The following is a 15,068-nucleotide window of genomic DNA, read 5'->3' on the forward strand; positions in this document are numbered from 1 at the left end:
CATTTATCACCCTTTTTGTTTATTTTAGCATTAAAAAAGCGGGTAGGCTAATATTGCCTACTCGCTTTTTGAAAGTTGTCCCGTTTTTAGTGGTATAGGTCGAACCGACCCTTGCTGAAGACCGTGCTCAAATGGGCACTCTCCAAGATGGAACGATCGGTAATGACCTTCTTCAAAGCAGACGCCGGATATCCCTTGACCTTCCGCTTATTGCTAAAGATTTCACCGATTCCATCCCGGTCACTCAATGAAGCAACCGTGCCGACTGACTTGTACACGAACGGTCGTGTCTCGTGGCCACGTAGTTGCAAGCCAATATTCTTAGCAGCCTGCGCCCCAGCGGCCAATGCAATCTGGGCAGTCGTTGGATAAGGCCGGTTGCTCTCAGCATCCATCACGGCCGCGACATCCCCGACAACGTAAACTTCGGGATGACCCTCGATTGACAGGTCGTCCTTAACCACGATCCGGTTCCGCCGTTGTTCAAAGCCAGAATCGGCAATGACGTGTGAGCCGCTGACCCCGACCGTCCAAACGATGGTGTTGGCTGGCTGCTCGTGTTCTTCATCGTTACTGTCAGTGTAAACGACGACCCCCGGCTTGATCTCTTTGATGTTTGACCCTAACTTCATTTCCACATTGTGCTTAGCCATGAAGCGCATCGCATACTCTGCCAGTGACTTGTCAAACATTGGCAGAATGGCTGGCGACCGTTCCAAGCAGACCAGCTTAATCTCCGGCGTATTGTAGCGTGTCTGGAGCTTTGGTAAGGATTGGGTCAATTCCCCTAACAACTCGATTCCGGTGAAACCAGCCCCACAGACGGCCACTGTCAGGTCGTTAGGGTCTTGCGTCTGGGCATAGCCTTTTACTGTATCCTCGATGTGCCGGTAAACGGCTTCGGACGTCTTCAGGTCATCCATTGGTAAGGCATTTTCTTCGGCACCCTTGAGGCCAAATGTTTCGGTCTGAAAGCCCAATGCCAAGATTAAATAATCATACGTGATGGGCTCATGGTCTTTCAGCGTTACTTGCTTCTGGTCAACATCAACGTTGGTCACACTGTCTTGAATAAAGTTAACCCGACTGCCGATCACATCGTTGATTTCATAGGTAATCCGCTCGGGCGCAATCGTCCCAGCCGCCACCTCATGAAGATTGGTTTTTTCTGCATGGGTTCCCGTCTTATCGACCAAGATAATCTCATCGTCACTTGGAACCTCGCGTTGTAAAAATTTAATAGCCCGCATGCCTGCATAGCCACCGCCTAGAACTAAAACCGTTGCCATTGTAAACGACCCCTTTTCTACTGTAGTTTCCCAATTCACGATTAGCTCGTTAACACTTCTACTGGTTAAACCGGTTACATTTTCAGCCAGCCATCACTCCCCCCGGAGGAATCGGTGGGTGAACTAACCAATTAGGGATGATTTACCTCTATTATACGAGTTATCAAGTGAAAAGCTATTGATAACGGTTAGCAATTTTCTTCACAATCTTCCCAGCACCCAGGCTGCCCCAAATTCATTTGATGAGTCGCTTTAGCTGAAACTTTTCCACAAAACCTTTATTGTAGAGGTTAGTTAAGTGAACGAAATTTAGGAGGTTTTTGCATGACAACATTGATTATTGGCGCTCACGGCCACGTGGGCCAACACATCGTGAAGCAACTCGCAGCAACAGGTGAAACGGTATACGCCGGCATCCGTTCCGCCACCCAGGCCGACAGCATCACCGCTTTAGGCGGCCAGCCCCGAATCGTTGATCTGATGGGCACTGCCGATGCTATGGTCCCCGCAATGGCTGGCGTTGACACGGTAGTCTTCTCTGCCGGTTCCGGTGGCAGTACCGGGGACGATATGACGCTGAATATCGACCTCGATGGGGCAATCAAGTCCATGATTGCCACCGAAAAGGCCGGCATCAAGCGATTCATCATCGTCAGTGCTATGGGCACCGACGACCGGACCTTCTGGGACAAATCCGGGATTCGGCCCTACTACGTTGCTAAGTACTATGCTGACCAGTGGTTACGCCATCGGACCAACTTAGACTACACGATCGTCCGGCCAGGAATCTTAACCAACGACGCACCAACGGGCAAGATCACTCTGGACACGGCTAACAGCGATATCAAATCCATCAGCCGTGAAGACGTGGCCGCAGCGGTTGTTGCTGTGGTTAAGCATCCCCTGCCTAAGCAGACGTTTGAATTAGTTAATGGCGATACGGCGATTGCTGACGCCGTGGCAGCTGTAAAGTAACATTTCCTTGCGTTAACCAAATCAGGTCGCCCCTAGATGTTCACACCGTTGTGAACGTTCAGGGGGCGGCCTTTAGTTTTACCTAAAAAGCCAGCGGCGCTCTCTGGCACCACTGACAATTTAGCTTCTATTTTGCTGATTCATATGCGGGCATTACACCCAAGGGATGGCGTCAATTTCATTTGGCGAAATTTAGATTGTCACTCTTTACTTTAATTGGTCGTCACTGTGCTTCTGGTCCAGGTTCAGGGCACTGGCATCAACCACCGTTTGGACTTGGCTAGCAATTCTTTTCGTGGTGACCCGCTTCAAGTGGATCTTCATGGGATGAATCGGCGCTGCAGGCCGTGAATCCAATTGCACCGTCGTTCGGACAGCCGGGGCCGCTGTGTTGGTCGTCGTCACCGTGGCGGCGGAGGCCCCCGCGGACGTTGCCAATAAAGTTGTTACGGTCATGGCACCCAGAATTACTTTAGTCATCATTGCTTTAATTTTAGTCATTTTAACCACTCCTCAGTTCGTTGTTTGGCTTATCGCTTTCGATGTATTAGTTATACCATCCGGACAGGCCATTAATCTTTAAGCTTCGTTAAGGTTAAAATATGAATTTCTTATTTTTGCCACGGCGTTGTGTGGTATCATGCCTGTAAACCACGTCACAGCAAGGAGTATCGCTTAAACATGAAAAATACAATTCTACTAGTTGAGGACGAAGAGGGCCTCGCCAGTTACGTTGCTAAGGAATTAACCTTTGAAGATTTTGACGTCCTGACCGCCGCCGATGGGGAAGCCGCCTGGGAGACTTATCAGGAAAAGAAAGACGATCTGCTCTTAGTTCTCCTGGACTGGATGTTACCAAAGATGGATGGCATGCAGGTGCTCCGCCGGATTCGAAAGCACGACGACCTACCCGTGATCATGATGACGGCCCGCGACTACCTCGGCGATAAAATTACGGGCCTCGACACTGGCGCTGACGATTACATCACGAAACCATTTGAGATCGAAGAGTTATTGGCACGTATCCGGGTGATTCAGCGACGGACTGCTCATCAGAGCGGTCGCGACCAGACCTATCACCTGCAAGACCTGACGTTGGTCACCAAGACCCGGCAAGTCGACCGCGGTGGCCAAGCTATTCAATTGACCCAGCGCGAATACGATCTGCTCCTTTTCCTATTACAACACCCGGGCCAAGTCTTTACCCGCGATGAACTCCTCGACAATGTCTGGGGCGTCGACTTTCTCGGCCAACAGAACGTGGTCGACGTTTACATCGGTTATTTACGCAATAAAATTGACGTTGGCGACGCTCCCCACCTGTTCCACACGATCCGGGGCGTCGGCTACAGTCTTAAAGAGGATGATGACGATGCCGGCTAAACAGCCTCGAACCTACGCGGATATTATCCGCCATTCCTTTACCAGCCTACTCACTACGATTGGCATTGTCATCGTACTGACCGTCAGTGTGACCCTGGTCGTGGATCAGTTACTGCGCGCACAGAATCAGGCCGAACAACTGAGTGCCAGCCTCCAAACTTCACAAGTCACGAACTTTCAAGATTGGCTGGCCATCAACCGCTCGAGCGGCCTCAATTCCCACAACACATTTGTTTTCATTAAGAACGCCAACGGCTCGACCACTTCGCTGCTGCCCCACGGCAACGCGTTGGCCAACGCTAGCACTTGGTCGGTCCCATTTACCCACCTGACCTACTTCAAGGGCTTGGGCCTCTTCTTCGCGGAAACGTTGAAGACTGGCGGTCGCACGTATCACCTCTACATCGGGATGCACGTGCTGATCGGTAACCTCCACGTATTGATTGCTGTGTTGATCATTGCCATCGGCCTCAGTCTCCTAATTGGGCTCTTCTTTGTGCGGCGACTGGCCGAACGTATCAGCGCGCCCACGATTCAACTCGCTCAAGCGGCCCAACAAGCTGCGGCCAACCCCGAGACGACTCAGACGGAACTTCCCCAACCACAGGAACCCGTCGAGATTTCCCAGCTGGCTAAGGACTTCAATCAGTTGTTAGCTTCTCAGAACGGTCGACTACAGCGTGAACGACAGTTTATTTCCGATGCCTCTCACGAATTACGGACTCCGATTGCGACGATCCGAGGGAATATTAAGTTGATTGAACGCCGCGGTGACAAGCATCCTGAGGTCATCCCCGAATCACTGGGCTTCATTGATCAGGAATCGCTACGCATGCAGCATTTAATCGAAAATCTTCTGCACCTGTCGCGAGCCGACCGGGCCGAGGTAACGCTACAGCCACTCGATATCGCGCAACTGACCCAGAGTGTTGTGACCCACTACCAACCACTGGTCACCCAACCACTGAGCTTCATTGGTCCCGGCGACCCGGTAATGGCTTTGGGCGATACTGACATGCTTCATCAGATCTTAACGGCACTCTTGGATAATGCTCACAAGTATTCGCCGGCAGACCAGCCCATAGCCGTGACCGTCGCACAAGGCGCTGGCCAGATTACCGTAACCGTTGCTGACCAAGGAACCGGAATTCCTATGGCCGACCGTGCCCACATCTTTGAGCGCTTCTACCGAGTCGACGCCTCTCGCTCCAGCAAGATTGAAGGGAGCGGGCTCGGTCTAGCCATCGTGTCGCAGTTGGTCCAACTGAATCATGGAACTATTACGGTGAGTGATAACGATCCCCGCGGTACCAAGTTCACCGTCATTCTTCAGGCCACCGATAAACTGGCTTAAACCATCATCTGTAGCTGTCAGAATCCCTGGCAGTCATAGGCAACCATCGCCCACCATCGGAAAACTAAGAAATTCTCAGACAAAACTTAACTTACATCAAAGACTTTCGCTACCTTTTCCAGGTATACTGGGTTCATCAAATGAAAGGAAGCGGACAATTATGCTGATAGATGACAACCCAAAGATTAAAACGATTACTCCCGCCCAGATTACGAAAGTGTTCTACCCTTACGTCATCGCCAAGACGGAAGCCGGGAGTTACGTCAACATTAAGTTAAGCGACCAGGAACGCAAGGACCCCCTCTTTTGGGAGTCAATTGCCAACATTGCGAAAGCCAAACTGTGGGTCCCAATTGGCGAGAAGTTCCACCAATTACTAGCCTACGACTGGACGTACTCGCCAGCCTACTAAAAACCCTAAAACTACTATCAAATGATGCGACTGCGTTTAACCGTTACAGCGAGAACGGAACCAGTCGTTTTTATTTCAGAAGATTTCGCTCATGCCCATACGCCTGATATGACTGACTTCTAAGCTTAAATGCCGACACAAAACACCCCCAGGTCGAACGTCCATTCGTTGACCTGGGGGTGTTCTTCTGTCAGAATCGGAAGACCGCTTCCGATTCAAATAGGACACTAAATTTTTCAGAGAAATAACCGTAAGCTTACCGTGGCATTGGCTTACGGAGAATCTCAGCTTTCTTCCGCAACTGGGCACGCGTCTGGCTGACTAAAATATCGGTTGGGTGGGCGATGCGACCGTCCAGAGAACCCCCAAAGCTTGCCACACAGAAACTCACAAATCCCCAAGCTGACGGTGACCAGTACCCAAAGTAGGGCGCCACCGCTGCCATCATGACGAAGAAACCGATGCTGATCAGGCCGCCAAATCCTTGGCGCCCAAACCGATTAAAATATGGATATTGCCGCGTAAAGAGATAGTCAACAAGTAGAACCGCAACCATCGTGCCCATCGCAATGTGTTTGACAGACACTTGATCGATAAAAATCACGGGACTCATCATCAGCATCAACATCATTAGAAACCAAAATGAATGAAAACCATACCGCCAGTCATACCGCATTCCGGTCGCCTCACTTTCAACCTACACAATCGCATCTTCATTAAGTGAAGTGTAGCATGGGGTTAATGAAATTAGGTTAGCTCGCGGTCGCTATGGTAAAGCCAATAGCAATACTAACGCGTGCGGGTTGGACGGGACAGCTTGAAAGCCATTAGCATACTCAACAGTGCTAAGGCCCCCGTGACAACCAGCACGAACAGGGCCCACTGCGACCCCACCGCCGTCTTCACAGCGGTACTTCCCTGACCACTCGCCTGACTGGCGGAGATAATCATGGAAACAACGGCGGTTCCCAGGGCACCTGCAAATTGCTGCATGGCGTTCATGAGCGCATTGCCATCGGCCTTCAGGTCACCCCGCAGTTGTTTCAGGCCAGCCGTCATGATATTCCCAAACGCCGTACCAATCCCAACCATGTAGGCAATGTAGAGACCCAAGACCGCCCAGACCGGTAACTGACGGGCAAAAACAGTCATTGCAAGTAACGTGACCGTCACAATGCTCAGTCCCAAAACAATTGGTTTCTTGGCGCCGAACCGATCGAGAATTTGACCCCCAATCGGTGAAAACGCAGCCCCAATCACAGCACCAGGCAAGACAACTAAACCGGCGATGAAAGCGGTTTGCTGATCAACTAATTGTAGATAATTGGGCAAGATAAAGGACAGGCCCAATGCCGTCGTTTGCAAGAGGAAGAACGCAGCTAAATGCCAAGCAAACGCGGAATTTTTCACCGTATCCAACTTGATCAGCGGGTGTTCCACGTGATTAGAGCGGAACACAAATCCCAGCAAGCCCAAGATTCCAACGATCCAAGCCCCCAGAACAGACCAACTCAACAGCGGCTGACTGCCCAGTGAACTGAACCCGTAGATCAGACCGCCAAAGGTTGCGATGACCGTCAACATACTCAACCCATCAAATTTTTCATGAACGATGGGTGAGACTTGTTGAATGGTTTTGAGTCCCACGAAGAATGACACAATCAGGAATGGTAGCAAGATCCAGAAAATATACCGCCAGTTCAGACTGGTCACGAGGATTCCCCCGTACGTCGGTCCGATTGCCGGGCCAATGGCGGTGATCAGCGTTCCCACCCCGGTCATCATGCCGATTCGACTCAGCGGTACCTGCTCTAGAATAATATTAAACATCAGTGGTAAGGCGATTCCCGTACCCACCGCTTGAATGGCTCGCCCAACCAACAACCAGACAAACGCGGGTGCCAACGCATCCACTAGCAATCCGGCAATAAAGAGTAAGTTCGCCGTCACGAAGAGCTGTTTCATTTTAAAGCGTCGTTTCAGAAATGATGAAACAGGTACGATGCAGGCGACAATCAGCAGATACAACGTCGTCATCCACTGGACAGTTCCAGTGGTCACGCCGAATTGTTTCATTAACGTTGGAAAAGTGATGTTCATCGCCGTTTCAATGATGACCCCACTCAGAGACATCAATCCCGTCGCCAGGACGGCCCCGATTACCCGTGGTTCAATTTTTTCAGTTACCATTTACTTACGTCCTTTCTTCGGGGCCTTGCCCCACCGTGTGACATTCTCTAGCGCGCGACGAAAAGCCACGGCCTCTTGCGCCGTTAATCCAGCCACCATGAGGGCATCCTGTTGTTCCAAATACGCCGTTACGATGGGCACCAGTTGTTGTCCCTGTGCGGTTAGCTTGAGCTGTCGCTTACGACTGTCGCCGGGGGCCACGACACGCGTCATCATTCCGTGTTCCACCATCCGCTTGATTAGGACGGAAGCCGTGGAACGCTTGACGTGAAATTCCCGTTCCACATCAACCTGAAAAGTATCAACGTCCCCACGACGACCGAAGAAGTCGATCACCGACATCTGCATCCCCGTCAACCCGTATGGTCGAGCGAATTCGTTTATTTCAAGGTTCATCTGGTGCTCGGCATCCCGGAGCCAAGCGCCCAATCTTCTTTCAGGCAATTTAAGTCATCCTCCCTTTGTTAGTCAGCTAACAATTCTAGACTGATTATCCACCAATTGCAAGTGTCATTTCAGAAAAAATCTTGCATGACAAAAAAGTCGTTCCAAATCAACAACTGACTTGGAACGACTCTTTTTTTAAAGTTTTAAATTAAAGGTTATCGCCCTTGGCACGCAGCAGTTCACCTAAAGCAGGTTGTTGCTGAACGTCAATGTGGTTCTCCTTGGCGTAAGCATCGACCGTCTCTTGACCGTAAAGCTTGGCGTCAAGTGGCATGAAGGCCGTCCCAATCGGGTCATCGTCCTTGATAACGGCGTTGACCACAATAGGCTTCTTGTTGCCCTTTGCCTGCAGATCCTTAATCTGATCGAAGACTTTTTCGACTTCGGCATTGTTGGTTACGGTAAAGCCGATACCACCCAAGCCTTCGGCGACCTTTGCCCAGTCGGCATCGGTCAGATCGACCCCGTACAAGTGCTGCTTCGTATCGACCTGTTCACGGTAAATGAATCCGAAACGCCGGTTGCTGAAGACCACGTTGATGACGGGCAATTCGTAACGCGCTTCCGTAATAATATCGGGAGCGACCATCGCAAAGCCACCATCGCCGGAGAACGACCACGCTTGGCCCTCTGGAACGCTCAAAGCTCCGGCCATTCCGGCTGGTAATCCGTAGCCCATCGTCGCAAATAGACCAGACAAGACGAACCGCTGTTGCTTGTCCATTGGTAAGCCCCGAACGGACCATTCCGAAACGTTTCCGGTATCGACCCCGTAAGTATCCTTAGGGCCCACCATGGAAGCGACCTTCTTCATCACGGCTTCGGGCGCTAAGCCATTGCTGTCATCATCGGCAAGCTGGGACAACCACTTGTTCCAGTTTTGCTTGTTGAGGCGATTGGCCTTGAGCCAGTCCGTTTCAGGCAACGTTTCACCCGTGGCGATCATGGCTTGCAGGTAACTCTTAGCATCGCTGATAACAGCGTAGTCAACGGGTACCATCTTCCCAATATCAAAGGAATTATCGTTAACTTGGATAATCTTGATGTTCTTTGGCCAGAACTGGGCAAATGGGAACTCGGACCCCAAAAACAGGATCAAGTCGGTGTGTTGGAGTGCTTCGAATCCAGACTTAGACCCCAGGCGCCCAAACGTCCCAATAGCGTTTGGATGGTCGGTTGGAATCACCCCGGTGGCCGGCACGGTATTGATCACGGGAACATTGAACTGTTCGCTAAATTTGACCAGCTCATCGCGAGCACCTAACAAGCCCCGGCCAGCATAGATCAAGGGATGCTTGGCGGCTTTCAACAGTTCTAAGGTCGCCGTTACAGCCTTGGGATCGATTGTTTGGGTAAACGTATTGGAGACCGTGTTTGGCGTCTTCACGGGTTCATAGTCGATTTCGGTCGATGACAAGTCTTCCGGAATGATGACTACAGCTGGTCCCTTTTGCCGGTATGCTTCCCGGATCGCCTGATTGACGACGTAAGGCAGCTGTTCCGCGGTCGTCGCCGTCCGATTGTAAACAGCAACGTCAGCGAACATCGGTGTTTCATCCATTTCTTGGAAGTAATTCGTGTTCATCGTCGCTGTCGGCACTTGACCAACCAACGCCAACATTGGCACGTGATCCATTTTAGCATCGTAAAGACCATTGAACAGGTGAGTCGCGCCGGGCCCAGCGGAACCAAAGGCAACACCGATCTTCCCAGTGTACTTGGCATCAGCCGCCGCAGCTAGCGCACCGACTTCTTCGTGCCGCACCTGAATGTATTGAACCTTATCCTTTTCCAGGTACAAGCCTTCAACGGTATGATTAATTGATCCCCCAGGAATCCCATACAGGTGGTCAACCCCCCATGCTTCTAAAACCTTTACCAATGCTTGACCCGCAATCATCTTTGTCATTTGAATCGCGCTCCTTTGATGGGGTGTCGCCAAATAAAAGCACCCCGAAATCATTGATTGGTAACATCATAGTCCGTTTCAGGATGAAATGCCAGTAATTCTGCTTACTTTTTGTTAGTGAAAATAATCACTTGAATCGTTGCCCAAACAAATGCCGATATTTCCCGCTACGACAACAAATAAAGCGCCTTCAAAAGATTACAAAACCATGAGATGCCACGAAAACTAACAAGCCAATTCGCGATAGCTTATTCCGCTCCGACAGTCACGAATGCCAATTTTAGGCAAAGAAAAGGCCCGGAACAAAATCCCAGGCCCTGTTGCTATTCACTCTTATATCGCTGAAGCGGGTGCCGAAAGCCAGCTAGTCCCTGCTCCACGTTTCATCATTATTTTTACCAGAAATGTCGGTGTTTCAGCATCAGTGCGACCCATACCATGACTCCCAGCATGATTGCCACCGTGATCAACCATGAGACACTGCCTTGATTAGCCAACGGTAGTTTGACATTCATACCGTAAAAACCAGTCACAATGGTTGGAATCGTTAAGACCAATGACCAAATCGTTAAGAACTTCATCGTGTCGTTCAGGTTATTATTCAGAACATTATTGAACGTACTTGAGATTCGGTCAACAACATCGGCTTCAATTGACGTCATTTCAGAGGCCTGACGTGCTTCGATCACCGCATCATCTAGCCGTTCCTGATTGGTGTCAGAAAGTTGCCGACCAAACGGCGTATTGCTGAGATTGACCGCCATCATGGCGTTGTTACGCGTGGCACTGACAAAGTAAGCCAGGCTCTGTTGCAGGTTGGACAGCGCAATTAAGTCCTTGTTATCCGGCGACTTATTGAGTTGCTTATCCAAACGATTCTGTTCCGCATTGATCTTGCGAATCGGCGCCAGAAATTGGTCGAATAGAATGAACATCCCAACCAGCAACAATTCATTTGTGTCGTAGATTTGATCCAGCTTCAATCGCTCATCCAACAGCGTATTCGCCCAGTGTGTATTCTTCGTGGTGATGGAAAAAATATTATTTCCCTTCAATAGAAACGTCACTGGTCGCGTGATGTAGCGCTGGGATACCTGATCTACGACCACCGGCACGTGCAACACAAATAATTGTGAATTTAAGAAATCGTCCCGGTCATAGTGGGACCGCTCGTTTTCATCGGTCACATACGTTAAAATCTCATCGGTTAGGCCATATTTAACCTTCAGGGTCTCTCGGTCAGCTTCTTCCTCAACCATAGTCATGACCCATACCAGGTCCTGATCTTTCGCCCCGATCTTCTTCTCAACTATCATGGTCTCCGCTCCCTCATACAAGCAATGCCCCTAGTGTACCACGTCCCCCGTACCCGCGCTGAAAAAAGTCAGTTTTGAAAAGACGGTCACGCATTCGACAAGCACAAAATCACCATAAAAGCCGTTGTTTCAAGCCCCACGCCTGAAACAACGGCCCAATCACTAAACCTTAACTTAGTTGGAACTCTCTAGACTGGCAGCGTACGCCGTCTCTTGCTTGATGATCCGCGCGCGTTCCTTCTTGTTGTACCAAGGTGAAACGGTGAAGGCCAACACGTCGTTGATCAGGTAGACGGAACTGTTGATAAACATCGCCAGCGTTGCAGAACCCTGCCGGAACGAAATGAACCACAGAACCATTTGAGCGAGACCTGAAGCAATCCACCAGACGTACTGGTTGTTGAAACGTAAGAAGCAAATGATGCCAGCCGTTAAACTGATGGCAAAGCTGATCGCATCGACCCAAGGCCGAGGATCGTCCGTAAAGGCGCCAATGGCCCACCCGGAGATTAGGTAAACGGCAACCGTGGAAACCAACGCAATGGCCCAGCTCTTACCGTCAAACTTCCGAATCTTAGAAGCCATGTTAACGTTCCAGCTTGCACTCAGCAGAACCGGAATATCCAGCGTGACCACGTAAGATAACTGTTCAAAAATACTTAAATAATTTTTAGCAGCGAAACCCGTAACGATGAAGCAAATCGCAGACAACACACCCAGCCAGCCGTTGACTGACTTGGCCGCGTTAATTGCCAGAACACACAGCACACCTAACGTGGTCCCAATAAACGTCAGCACCGTCAGTAGCGTTATCTGCTGGCCAACCAAGGTCATGACCTGGCACCCGAGGCTAAAGAAGAACAGATAATAATTCTGTTGTGGCCAGCCCTTCAGTTGGTGAGATAAAAATTGAATATAATGCTTCATGTTAATGCGCTCCCTCATGTTTTATTAACCACATATAGTATTAATCTCGCCGGCAAAGTGGCTACACTACACAATATATTGTGTCGCTCGTTTTGAGCAACAGGTATGATTATAGCACGCAATTTTCTCTGAAACTGGAAAAATTTCAAATTTGTTTCATGACGCCAAGGCTATCAGAAAACGGTTACTCTCCCGTCAGGTGTCCTGTGAAACAGGATTCTATAACATATCGGCATTGCACACTTTTTATAGTTTGAGGGGAAATGGCCAAATAAAAAGGATCAGTCGTGAACGACTGATCCGTCTAAAGAAAAATTTAAAAGTCCCTTACTCTTCTGGTGCTTCCGGCGTTAATTGTGCCGTAGCCGACGCAAGCATCTGTGTTAGCTTCACCCACCGTTAACTGACTCCCCTCTGCAGAAAGGGGGGTCTCACTCATGATCTTCGCTGACTTGACCAGCAGATCATGACACGTCATTTCTAGCTCTTCCCCACTCGTGGTTAACGACAGCGGCCGTACCCGGCGATCGGAAGACTGATAGCTCTGCAGCACGTAACCGCGCCGAATCAGCTGTGAAATCCCGCGTGAAACAGCTGCTCGGGAGATTCCCCGACTGTCAGCAACCGTGGCCGACGTCAACTTACCGGGATTCTCCAAAATATGATGCAGAATAGCATACTGATCCACCGAAATCCCCATTGCTCGTTGGAATCGCGTTGCTGATTTCTCTAATTCTCGCTTCAACTCCATGTAAGATTCGAAGAAACTCTCCGCATGTACGACCTTACTTTTTGCCATAGTATTCATCATATCCTTATCTTTTACTTACTAACCGCTAAGATAATTAACACGATTAGCAATACGCAAAATGGTTGACCCCATAGAAATATCTATACATTTAATAATAAAGAACAATCTCGTGAAATGCAAGTGGCTTTCACTAATTTGTCGAAAAGTTTATGGTTTAAACTACTCCGACTATAATTCTGGCTAATTATTAACAGCTAAAATACTCTTTCACAATCAAATGTATACAAAAGGCGGCCGCGTTTTCACCCGGACCGCCCCGCTTTCAATCTCACTCTAGTTTTCGTAAATGGTACAACCGGGCTTCCCACGGCTGAATCTGCGTTTCATCCGAAGCTGCATCTACCCGCATATTGGTGACAATCAGCTCGCTCGGATTTAAATCAAACTCCTGAGTGGTTGCAGCAGCATTGCTCATATTCACGACGATCAACCAATTATCGCCATTATAAGTTCGACGATAAACATATAATTGGTCATCTTTAGTATCAATCAATTCATAACGGCCCTTTTGTAGCGTCGGTACCGTCTTTTTCAACTGAATCAGCTGGCGATAGAACGTGAAAACCGAGTATGGATCATGACTTTCACGTTCCACGTTGATGCGTTCCACAACTTGTGTGGGTTGAATCCACGGCTGATGCTCGGAAAAACCACCATTCACTTCACCGTTCCACGGGAATGGCGTCCGCGCATTGTCCCGACTCTCGGCGGCCAGCTGTGCCAAAATCTTTGCCTCTGGAACACCCTTGGCCCGCTGACTCCGGTAATACAGGCGACTATCTAAGTCACGGTAATCATCAATACTATCAAACCGAGCGTTGGGTAACCCCAGCTCCTGGCCCTGATAGATAAACGGTGTGCCCTTCATCAACAAGTACCACAATCCCAAGGCCTTCGCGGAACGACGGCGATAGTCCACCGGGTTCCCATAGTAGGAAACGGCGCGGGGTAAATCATGATTTTCAATGAATAACGCGTTCCAGCCCTTGTCGGCCAGTGCCAACTGCCAGCGCGTCAGGTTCTGACGCAAGGCAGCAATCGGTAGCTTAGGTTCCGCATTCTCCCAGTAATGCACGTGGTCAAATTCCAACAACAGATCAAAGTACCCCGTATCAGGATCCAGCCAGCGTTGCGCCGTCGGCATATCGATGCCGCCCGCCTCACCAATAGTAAATAAATGATTGCGTTGCAGGACTGGTTTCAGGTCAGCCAAGTAGGTGGTGACCCCCGCAAAGTCTCGGTAATAATCCGTCCGGGGCGCGGCTACATCGGCAAAATCAGCTTGCTTCTTTAGATGGGTGACCCCATCCAAACGGAAACCATCAACGCCGCGATCCGCCCACCACTGAATGATGTCACTCATCTCATGGCGAACAGCTGGATTCTCCCAGTTCAGATCCGGCTGTTTCCGAGCAAAGGTATGGAGGTACGCCGCTTGACTTGCGGCATGGTAGGTCCACGCCGAGCCACCGAAGACGGACTCCCAATTATTCGGGGCCACGTCCGGTGGGGTCGGTTGCCAGATATAATAATCGTGATAGGCACTGGTGGGGTCGGCTAATGCCGCCTGAAACCACGGGTGTTCACTCGACGTATGGTTGAGTGCCAGGTCAATCACAATTTTAATATCGGCCGCATGGAGCGCCGCAACGAGCCGGTCGAAATCAGCCAGCGTCCCGAACTGTGGTGCCACACCACGGTATTTCACGACATCATAGCCGTTATCCACGTCACCTGACGGGTAGAATGAAGAGACCCAGACAAAGTCGACCCGCAAGGTTTTCAGGTAGTCGATCTGCTGTTGAATACCAGCAAGATCTCCGATACCATCGTTATTCGTATCTAAGAAACTCTGCGGATAAATCTGATATCCGACTGCGTGTTGCCACCACTGTGTGTCGCCCATGACTTTCTTCCTTCCATCCCTGAAGCTGTGCAACCGATTGTTATCGGGAAATACCAATCCTGCATTCGCTTTCATTGTAACAATAATTATCCGGTTTGTCGGCCTCTTTTGCAAGTTTTATGCCTATCTTTAAAAAAGTCCGGCCCCCG

Annotated in this window: 14 protein-coding genes; 4 read left to right on the forward strand and 10 right to left on the reverse strand. The window is 49.9% G+C overall.

What is annotated here, in order from left to right:
- Positions 1-86: 86 nt before the first annotated feature.
- The gene (locus ACEPSU_RS11080; protein ID WP_395321647.1) at positions 87-1,289 is read right to left on the reverse strand and encodes an NAD(P)/FAD-dependent oxidoreductase; all 1,203 of its coding nucleotides are present in this window, start codon (positions 1,287-1,289) and stop codon (positions 87-89) included.
- 324 nt (positions 1,290-1,613) lie between these two features.
- Between ACEPSU_RS11080 and ACEPSU_RS11085 the strand changes: the two genes are divergently transcribed.
- Positions 1,614-2,264, forward strand: a complete 651-nt coding sequence (locus ACEPSU_RS11085; RefSeq protein WP_395321648.1) for an SDR family oxidoreductase — start codon at positions 1,614-1,616, stop codon at positions 2,262-2,264.
- 207 nt (positions 2,265-2,471) lie between these two features.
- Here the strand turns inward: ACEPSU_RS11085 and ACEPSU_RS11090 are convergent, their stop codons facing one another.
- Positions 2,472-2,765, reverse strand: a complete 294-nt coding sequence (locus ACEPSU_RS11090; protein ID WP_020088925.1) for a hypothetical protein — start codon at positions 2,763-2,765, stop codon at positions 2,472-2,474.
- A gap of 180 nt (positions 2,766-2,945) precedes the next feature.
- Between ACEPSU_RS11090 and ACEPSU_RS11095 the strand changes: the two genes are divergently transcribed.
- From ACEPSU_RS11095 to ACEPSU_RS11105, 3 genes are all read left to right on the forward strand, one after another.
- A complete protein-coding gene (locus ACEPSU_RS11095) occupies positions 2,946-3,647 on the forward strand; it encodes a response regulator transcription factor (protein WP_020088926.1) in 702 nt (233 codons plus the stop codon).
- Positions 3,637-5,001: a sensor histidine kinase gene (locus ACEPSU_RS11100; RefSeq protein ID WP_395321650.1), complete on the forward strand. Its 1,365-nt coding sequence runs from the start codon at positions 3,637-3,639 to the stop codon at positions 4,999-5,001. The genes ACEPSU_RS11095 and ACEPSU_RS11100 overlap by 11 nt, the downstream gene beginning before the upstream one ends.
- A 160-nt stretch (positions 5,002-5,161) precedes the next feature.
- Entirely contained in the window at positions 5,162-5,413 is a 252-nt protein-coding gene (locus ACEPSU_RS11105) for a hypothetical protein (RefSeq protein ID WP_020088928.1), read from the forward strand.
- Positions 5,414-5,669: 256 nt separating this feature from the next.
- Here ACEPSU_RS11105 and ACEPSU_RS11110 read toward each other — a convergent pair whose 3' ends face one another.
- The 8 genes from ACEPSU_RS11110 to ACEPSU_RS11145 all read right to left on the reverse strand — a co-directional run bounded on the left by ACEPSU_RS11110 (position 5,670) and on the right by ACEPSU_RS11145 (position 14,919).
- Entirely contained in the window at positions 5,670-6,089 is a 420-nt protein-coding gene (locus ACEPSU_RS11110) for a hypothetical protein (RefSeq protein ID WP_020088929.1), read from the reverse strand.
- A gap of 113 nt (positions 6,090-6,202) precedes the next feature.
- Complete coding sequence (locus ACEPSU_RS11115; protein ID WP_395321652.1) at positions 6,203-7,603, reverse strand: DHA2 family efflux MFS transporter permease subunit; 1,401 nt, start codon at positions 7,601-7,603, stop codon at positions 6,203-6,205.
- Entirely contained in the window at positions 7,604-8,047 is a 444-nt protein-coding gene (locus ACEPSU_RS11120) for a MarR family winged helix-turn-helix transcriptional regulator (protein WP_395321654.1), read from the reverse strand.
- A gap of 151 nt (positions 8,048-8,198) precedes the next feature.
- Complete coding sequence (spxB, locus tag ACEPSU_RS11125) at positions 8,199-9,959, reverse strand: pyruvate oxidase (RefSeq protein WP_395321656.1); 1,761 nt, start codon at positions 9,957-9,959, stop codon at positions 8,199-8,201.
- A gap of 395 nt (positions 9,960-10,354) precedes the next feature.
- Positions 10,355-11,275 (reverse strand): magnesium transporter CorA family protein, encoded by a 921-nt coding sequence (locus tag ACEPSU_RS11130; RefSeq protein ID WP_020088933.1) that lies wholly within the window; start codon positions 11,273-11,275, stop codon positions 10,355-10,357.
- Positions 11,276-11,449: 174 nt separating this feature from the next.
- Positions 11,450-12,202 carry a nicotinamide riboside transporter PnuC gene (pnuC, locus tag ACEPSU_RS11135; protein ID WP_395321658.1) on the reverse strand — a complete coding sequence of 251 codons (753 nt, stop codon included), beginning with the start codon at positions 12,200-12,202 and terminating at the stop codon, positions 11,450-11,452.
- Positions 12,203-12,518: 316 nt separating this feature from the next.
- The gene (locus tag ACEPSU_RS11140) at positions 12,519-13,001 is read right to left on the reverse strand and encodes a MarR family winged helix-turn-helix transcriptional regulator (RefSeq protein ID WP_395321660.1); all 483 of its coding nucleotides are present in this window, start codon (positions 12,999-13,001) and stop codon (positions 12,519-12,521) included.
- Between the two features lie 280 nt (positions 13,002-13,281).
- A complete protein-coding gene (locus tag ACEPSU_RS11145) occupies positions 13,282-14,919 on the reverse strand; it encodes an alpha-glucosidase (RefSeq protein WP_395321662.1) in 1,638 nt (545 codons plus the stop codon).
- Positions 14,920-15,068: the final 149 nt, after the last annotated feature.

It is taken from the genome of Levilactobacillus parabrevis (genome assembly GCF_044051715.1).
Lineage (GTDB): Bacteria > Bacillota > Bacilli > Lactobacillales > Lactobacillaceae > Levilactobacillus > Levilactobacillus parabrevis.

What these genes read in the sequence shown, in the direction of transcription:
- ACEPSU_RS11110 (WP_020088929.1), bottom strand. Translation starts at nt 6,089, where the DNA reads ATGCGGTATGACTGGCGGTATGGTTTTCATTCATTTTGGTTTCTAATG.
- ACEPSU_RS11140 (WP_395321660.1), bottom strand. Translation starts at nt 13,001, where the DNA reads ATGGCAAAAAGTAAGGTCGTACATGCGGAGAGTTTCTTCGAATCTTAC.
- ACEPSU_RS11080 (WP_395321647.1), bottom strand. Translation starts at nt 1,289, where the DNA reads ATGGCAACGGTTTTAGTTCTAGGCGGTGGCTATGCAGGCATGCGGGCT.
- ACEPSU_RS11130 (WP_020088933.1), bottom strand. Translation starts at nt 11,275, where the DNA reads ATGATAGTTGAGAAGAAGATCGGGGCGAAAGATCAGGACCTGGTATGG.
- pnuC (WP_395321658.1), bottom strand. Translation starts at nt 12,202, where the DNA reads ATGAAGCATTATATTCAATTTTTATCTCACCAACTGAAGGGCTGGCCA.
- ACEPSU_RS11100 (WP_395321650.1), top strand. Translation starts at nt 3,637, where the DNA reads ATGCCGGCTAAACAGCCTCGAACCTACGCGGATATTATCCGCCATTCC.
- ACEPSU_RS11095 (WP_020088926.1), top strand. Translation starts at nt 2,946, where the DNA reads ATGAAAAATACAATTCTACTAGTTGAGGACGAAGAGGGCCTCGCCAGT.
- spxB (WP_395321656.1), bottom strand. Translation starts at nt 9,959, where the DNA reads ATGACAAAGATGATTGCGGGTCAAGCATTGGTAAAGGTTTTAGAAGCA.
- ACEPSU_RS11085 (WP_395321648.1), top strand. Translation starts at nt 1,614, where the DNA reads ATGACAACATTGATTATTGGCGCTCACGGCCACGTGGGCCAACACATC.
- ACEPSU_RS11115 (WP_395321652.1), bottom strand. Translation starts at nt 7,603, where the DNA reads ATGGTAACTGAAAAAATTGAACCACGGGTAATCGGGGCCGTCCTGGCG.
- ACEPSU_RS11145 (WP_395321662.1), bottom strand. Translation starts at nt 14,919, where the DNA reads ATGGGCGACACACAGTGGTGGCAACACGCAGTCGGATATCAGATTTAT.
- ACEPSU_RS11105 (WP_020088928.1), top strand. Translation starts at nt 5,162, where the DNA reads ATGCTGATAGATGACAACCCAAAGATTAAAACGATTACTCCCGCCCAG.
- ACEPSU_RS11090 (WP_020088925.1), bottom strand. Translation starts at nt 2,765, where the DNA reads ATGACTAAAATTAAAGCAATGATGACTAAAGTAATTCTGGGTGCCATG.